This window comes from Neoroseomonas rubea (assembly GCF_016106015.1).
Taxonomy (GTDB): domain Bacteria; phylum Pseudomonadota; class Alphaproteobacteria; order Acetobacterales; family Acetobacteraceae; genus Neoroseomonas; species Neoroseomonas rubea.
Genome location: NZ_JACADQ010000009.1, coordinates 40,506 through 46,602, shown reverse-complemented (window position 1 = coordinate 46,602; position 6,097 = coordinate 40,506). Strand labels below are relative to the sequence as shown.

The 6,097-nt window shown below is 68.8% G+C and carries 6 protein-coding genes; 4 read left to right on the top strand and 2 right to left on the bottom strand.

All coding sequences use genetic code 11. The annotated features are described in order from the left end of the window. Positions 1 to 55: 55 nt before the first annotated feature. The gene (locus HW577_RS02530) at positions 56 to 1,123 is read right to left on the bottom strand and encodes a helix-turn-helix domain-containing protein (RefSeq protein WP_198374481.1); all 1,068 of its coding nucleotides are present in this window, start codon (positions 1,121 to 1,123) and stop codon (positions 56 to 58) included. A 353-nt stretch (positions 1,124 to 1,476) separates the two neighbouring features. On the opposite strand from HW577_RS02530, the gene guaA reads away from it, so the two are divergent. The 3 genes from guaA (at position 1,477) to HW577_RS27120 (ending at position 4,278) form a co-directional block, all read left to right on the top strand. Continuing rightward, positions 1,477 to 3,057: a glutamine-hydrolyzing GMP synthase gene (gene guaA / locus HW577_RS02525; RefSeq protein ID WP_232474630.1), complete on the top strand. Its 1,581-nt coding sequence runs from the start codon at positions 1,477 to 1,479 to the stop codon at positions 3,055 to 3,057. Positions 3,058 to 3,126: 69 nt separating this feature from the next. Then, positions 3,127 to 3,501 (top strand): RidA family protein, encoded by a 375-nt coding sequence (locus tag HW577_RS02520; protein WP_198374479.1) that lies wholly within the window; start codon positions 3,127 to 3,129, stop codon positions 3,499 to 3,501. A gap of 456 nt (positions 3,502 to 3,957) precedes the next feature. Next, positions 3,958 to 4,278: an HNH endonuclease gene (locus HW577_RS27120; RefSeq protein WP_408639516.1), complete on the top strand. Its 321-nt coding sequence runs from the start codon at positions 3,958 to 3,960 to the stop codon at positions 4,276 to 4,278. A 141-nt stretch (positions 4,279 to 4,419) separates the two neighbouring features. On the opposite strand, the gene HW577_RS02510 is transcribed toward HW577_RS27120, so the two are convergent. Then, positions 4,420 to 5,289 (bottom strand): CPBP family intramembrane glutamic endopeptidase, encoded by an 870-nt coding sequence (locus tag HW577_RS02510; protein WP_198374477.1) that lies wholly within the window; start codon positions 5,287 to 5,289, stop codon positions 4,420 to 4,422. Between the two features lie 247 nt (positions 5,290 to 5,536). Between HW577_RS02510 and HW577_RS02505 the strand changes: the two genes are divergently transcribed. After that, a complete protein-coding gene (locus tag HW577_RS02505; RefSeq protein WP_232474629.1) occupies positions 5,537 to 6,094 on the top strand; it encodes a DNA-3-methyladenine glycosylase I in 558 nt (185 codons plus the stop codon). Positions 6,095 to 6,097: the final 3 nt, after the last annotated feature.

The following is a 6,097-nucleotide window of genomic DNA, read 5'->3' as shown; positions in this document are numbered from 1 at the left end:
CGGCGCGGGACGCGGCGGCGCGCCGCGAGGTCCGGCCGCCCTGGCCGGGCGGGGATCAGCCCGGCCGGCGGGACCGCGATGGCTTGCGGCGCAGCGCCGCGGCGGGGCTTTCGCCGAAGGCGGCCTGGTACATGCGCGCGAAGCGGCCGGGATTGCTGAAGCCGAAGCGCAGGGCGAGGTCCGTCACGGTGCCGGTGGCGTCGCCGGACTGGAGGGCCTGCCGCGCCGCCGCGAGGCGCGCCTGGCGGATGGCCTCCAGCGGCGTCATGTCGCGGAACCGCCGGAAGCCGAGCTGCAGGCTGCGCACGCTGCATCCGGCCGCCTCGGCGACGTCGTGCAGCGCGAGCGGCGCCTCGACATTGGCCCTGATGAAGGCTTCGGCCCGCTTCACGACGCCGGGGATGGCGGGGCTCGTCGGCTGGAGCAGGCGCTGCGAATGGCTGTGCGGGATGGCGTGCAGCAGCGTGTAGACGACGAGGTCCGAGAAGGACTGGCTGGCGATCGCGTTGCCGGCGAAGGGCAGGGGCGACGCCAGTTCCTCGGTCATCAGCCGGAGCAGGCGCCGCAGGCTTTGCGCCGCGCCGGCCGACCAGTCGAAGACGGGCTCGAAGGCCAGGTCCCGCTCGATGGGACCGCCCATCAAGGCCGACAAGCGCTGGACCAGCGTCGCGGCCGGAATCCAGACCGCCAGCCTTTCGTGGTCGCCGGTGGCCGAGAGGCGCGTGCCGGGCACGCCACGGTACATGAGCCCGACCCGCTCATCGATCCGGGGCAGCGCCTTCGCGCCCGGAATGCCCGTGCAGTCCAGCGCGCCCCGACTCACCGCGGTCAGGCAATAGTCCGGAAGGCCTTCATTCGCGATCGTCAGCGTCGCGGCGAGGCGGTCGGCGATATAGGCGACGTCGAACTCGCCCACGCCGGTCGCGCCCCGCAGCGCGACGGCTTCGCCCGGCGCCGAGATACCGCCGGCGCGCTCCTCGATCCGATACCGCAGGGTCCTGAACTTCGGGGCGAGGAAATAGGGCTGCAACTGCGGCCAGTAGACGCCGGCCTCAAGGTCCCGCGGGTCGCCGATGCGCGCGGTCTTGAAGCCCTTGGGCGCGGTCACGCTCTCGCGGTTCATCGGTTGCGCCGCCCGCCAGGGCGGACGGAACGGCGGATGCCCGCGATGCGCATCGCCGATCGCACGGCCTGATTGTGCCGGCGCGGCGGCGGGCGCCGAGGCCGATGTTGCCGGCATTCAGGCGAACACGGTCCGCGGCTCGGTCCTGCCATTGGTGCAGCCCTCCACGGCTTGCGGCTTGCGGCTTGCGGCAAAGCCTGGTCGGGGCGCCGGCATGCCGCGGCCATGATGAGCCTTTGCGGTCCGCGGCAAAAGCGCTGCGAGGCTATCTTTCCGCGCGCGGGCTGACCCGGCGGCGGGCTCCCGCTTCGTGCCGGTCTTGCCCGCGTCGCGCCGTCATGCTTCACGCCGCCATGGCCGACCAGACCGCTGATTCCGCCCCCCGCCACGACCGGATCCTGATCCTCGACTTCGGCAGCCAGGTGACGCAGCTGATCGCGCGCCGCCTGCGCGAGGCCGGCGTCTACTGCGAGGTCTGGCCGTACCACCACGCCCCGGAGGAGCGCATCCGCGCCTTCGCGCCCAGGGGGATCATCTTCTCGGGCGGGCCGGCCTCGGTCACCGAGGGCGCGAGCCCTCGCGCGCCGGACTGCGTGTTCGAGATGGGCCTGCCCATCCTCGGCATCTGCTACGGGCAGCAGACGCTGGCGCAGCAGCTGGGCGGCACGGTGGAAGGCGGGCACGCGGCGGAATTCGGCCGCGCCTATGTGGACGTGACCGGGGACTGTGCCATCACCCAGGGCGTCTGGGCGAAGGGTGCGCGCGAGCAGGTGTGGATGTCGCATGGCGACCGCATCACGGAACTGCCGCCGGGCTTCCGCGTCGTCGCCAGCTCCGAAGGCGCGCCCTTCGCGCTGATCGCCGACGACAAGCGCCACTACTACGGCACGATGTTCCACCCCGAGGTCGTGCACACGCCGCATGGCGCGGCGCTGCTGAAGAATTTTACCCACCTGGTCTGCGGCTGCAGCGGCGACTGGACGATGGGCGCCTTCCGCGCCGAGATGATCGAGCGCATCCGCGCCCAGGTCGGCTCGGGCCGCGTGGTGTGCGGGCTGTCGGGCGGGGTCGATTCATCGGTGGCCGCGGTGCTGCTGCATGAGGCGATCGGCGACCAGCTCACCTGCATCTATGTCGACCACGGGCTGATGCGGGCGAACGAAAGCGAGCAGGTGGTGCGCACCTTCCGCGACCGCTTCAACATCAAGCTGGTGCACCGCGACGCCTCCGACCTGTTCCTCGGCCAGCTCTCCGGCATCACGGACCCGGAGGTGAAGCGCAAGACGATCGGGCGCCTGTTCATCGAAGTGTTCGAGGAGGAGCAGAACAAGATCGGCGGCGCCGACTTCCTGGCGCAGGGCACGCTCTATCCGGACGTGATCGAGAGCGTGTCGGCGACCGGCGGGCCGTCCGTCACGATCAAGTCGCACCACAATGTCGGCGGCCTGCCCGAGGGCATGCGCATGAAGCTGGTCGAGCCGCTGCGCGACCTCTTCAAGGACGAGGTGCGGGTGCTCGGGCGGGAACTCGGCATGCCGGAGGAGATCGTCGGGCGGCATCCCTTTCCGGGCCCGGGGCTGGCCATCCGCATCCCGGGCGAGGTGACGCGGGACAAGGCGGACCTGCTGCGCAAGGTGGACAGCATCTACCTGGAGGAGATCCGCGCGGCGGGGCTGTACGACGCGATCTGGCAGGCCTTCGCGGTGCTGCTGCCGGTGCGCACGGTGGGCGTGATGGGCGATGGGCGCACCTACGACCAGGCGTGCGCGCTGCGGGCGGTGACCTCGACCGACGGCATGACGGCCGATGTCTATCCCTTCACGATGGAGTTCCTGACGCGGGTCGCGAACCGCATCGTGAACGAGGTGCGCGGCATCAACCGCGTGACCTACGACATCACGAGCAAGCCGCCGGGGACGATCGAGTGGGAGTGAAGGGTCCCCCCTTTGCCCCCCGCATCCGCGCAGGCTCAACTGAACGCCTCCAGCATCGGGTGAGCTGTCATGACAAGCGATATCGAGCGCGTTCCGAATAGGAAACTACCCAGCAAGTCGGCGGTTGCCGTCTATCGCCTGCCCGGCGGCGGCGGCTTTCTCTGGGCGGTCGCGGTCTCGCCCGACCGCACGCAGGATATTCGCGCGCAGACACGGGGCACGCTCGCCGTGCTGGACAAGTACCTCGCCGATGCGGGCATCGACCGGACACGGATCGTGAAGGCGGAGGTGGTCGTGACCGATCACGACAACAAGCCGGCCTTCGACGAGGTCTGGGCGTCCTGGATGCCGGACGGCTTCGGGCCCGTGCGATCCTTCGTCGAATCGCGCATGCCCGAAGGCGACCTGATCGAGATCATCATCACCGCCGCCTTGCCGGCCTGACCCCGCATGCCGCGGCGGAGATGGACGGGCCACGGCGTTGAGGCGCAGGGCGGCATGATCCATCGGGTTCACCTTCCCCGCGGGCGTCACTCCGGGAAGATCGAGTAGGAGTAGGGGAGGTCGATGCACCGATAGATCGCACTTCTTCGGCGCCTTGGTGCGCCTGACGAGTTGGTCACGTCCTTTGTCGAAGTCTGCTCCATCAACGAATCGCTGCCAAACGAACACAGAGCCAGTTTCGCAGAGCTTCTTGAGGAGCAGTGTCGACGGTTTGGCTTTGACGAGATCCTCGAAGACGGTTGGTTCTTCCGTCCTGCGTCACTTGGGGGCGAGCACAATCGATCCGACACCGCGCCAGGACCTCAAGACGCCGAGGCGGCGACGATCGAGCAGGCCTATAGGCGGGGGTATAGCCAGGGGTTTGCGGAGTGTGCTCGGCTCGTTCGCAGTTCGGGTGTGTGGGCAGTTTCCGAAAGAGCCAGGGCGATTGGCGCATGGAGGTTCCGCCGGATCCAGCGGTTCGGAACGCAACCGGGAGCGGAGGAAAATCCGGGTGCGAACCTCTTTGGTGGCCGCACGTCGATTTCCGTTCGTGTGCGGTGGGAAGTCCTTCAGAGGGATGGCAACCGTTGTGTAGTCTGCGGGCAAGGTGCATCTGACGGGGTGACGCTCGAGATCGACCACATCGTGCCGGTTTCGAAGGGCGGATCAGACGAGAAGTCGAATCTCCAAATCCTTTGCGCACCCTGCAATCGCGGAGAATCCAATCGACCATAGCGGGCGCGCTCCCGACTAGGGGTTCGTATGGCTGATCCAATAAAGGCACTGCGTCCCCGCTGCCCCGGGACCGAGCCCGACGCGCAGGGACGGGCGAGGATGGCGCGCTTTGGGAACGCTGGCTGAACCGATCGGCGCGCTTCAGCCGGACCGCCGCCAGGCCGGGGGAACGACGTTGCCGCGCCTGACGGCGATGACCAGCAGCACGAGCCCGGTCGCCGTGCAGACCACGAAGGCGACCAGCGAGGATTCGAGGCCGAAGCTGCCGCCCGTCAGCCAGTCCGGGCCCTCGATCGTGGCGCGGATCAGCCCCGGATCGGTGACGCCACCGGACACGACGCCGGAGAAGATGGCCGACTGGGTGTAGTTCCACGACGCGTGGAACCCCATGCTCATCCAGAGGCGCCCGGTCAGCATGTAGGCCGCGCCGAGCAGCAGGCCGGCCTCGATGCTGATGAAGAGCGCGCCCGTGACGGTGCCCGCCGGATTGAGCAGGTGCACGAAGCCGAAGACCAGCGAGGACACCACCAGGGCGATCCAGCTGCCGAGCCATTCCTCGACGATGCGGTGCACCGCGCCGCGGAACAGCAGTTCCTCGAAGACGCCGGCACTCACCGCCATCGCCACCGCCGGCAGCATGAAGGCCACGGGATTCATGCCTTCGATGCGGTAGACCCCGGACAGGATCAGGACCAGGACGCTGGCCGTGTAGAGCCCCGCGCCGATCGCGAGGCCTATGCCCAACTCCCGGCCCATGCCCGGCAGGGCGAGTTCGCTGAGCCGCCGCCGCTCGATGACGCGGACGAAGCCGGCATAGACGGCGAAGCCCATGCCCGCCCATGCCGCGACCGCTGCGATCGACAGCAGCGGCGTTGTCGCGAAGCGCAGCATGATGTTGTTGCTGACGATCAGCATGACGAACAGGATTCCGCCGAGCAGCGCGAGACGCGTGAGGGGAAAGCGCACGATCCCCACCAGCACGGTCCACCCCGCGCCCGCGATCCTGTTCAAGGTCCTGCCCCCCAACCCCTTTTGGTCCGGGCGCCCCGCGGCGGAGGATCCGCCGCGCATCGCCCGTGCCGCGCATGCGTGCCGGGCCGGAGGCGACAGCAGCCGCCCTGGTCCGTTCCCGGGGCGAGTTGAGCAAGACCCTGCCCATCGTTGCAACATGGTGCGAAACTGCCTGCGCCTTGCCAAAGCAGAAGCCGGGCCGCGGGTTGACCAGGAGTTGGTTCGAAATCGTCACGAGCAACTGGACATGATGGACGACATCATCCGCTGCCCCTGGGCCGAGCGCGATCCGCTCGAACGCCACTACCACGACACGGAATGGGGCGTGCCGGTGCGCGATGCGCGCGCGCTGTGGGAATGCCTGATGCTGGAAGGCTTCCAGGCGGGCCTGTCCTGGACCGTCATCCTGCGCAAACGGGAGAATTTTCGCCGCGCCTTTGCGGAGTTCGACCCCGAGGCCGTCGCTTCCTTCGGGGAGGAGGACATCCTCTGCCTGCTCGCCGACCCCGGCATCGTGCGGTCCCGCGCGAAGATCGTCGCGACCATCGAAGGCGCGCGCATCTTCAACGCCATGCAGGCGCGGGGCGAGGATTTTGCCGAGTATTGCTGGTCTTTCACCGGCGGCGCGCCGCAGCCGGGCGACGGGCGCGCGACGGAGACCGAGCTTTCCCGCAGCATCTCGAAGGACCTAAAGCGTCGGGGCTTCAAGTTCGTCGGGCCCACGATCGTGTATGCCTGGATGCAGGCGACGGGCCTGGTCGACGACCATGCGCCGGGCTGCTTCCTGCACCGCGACCGGCGCTGATCC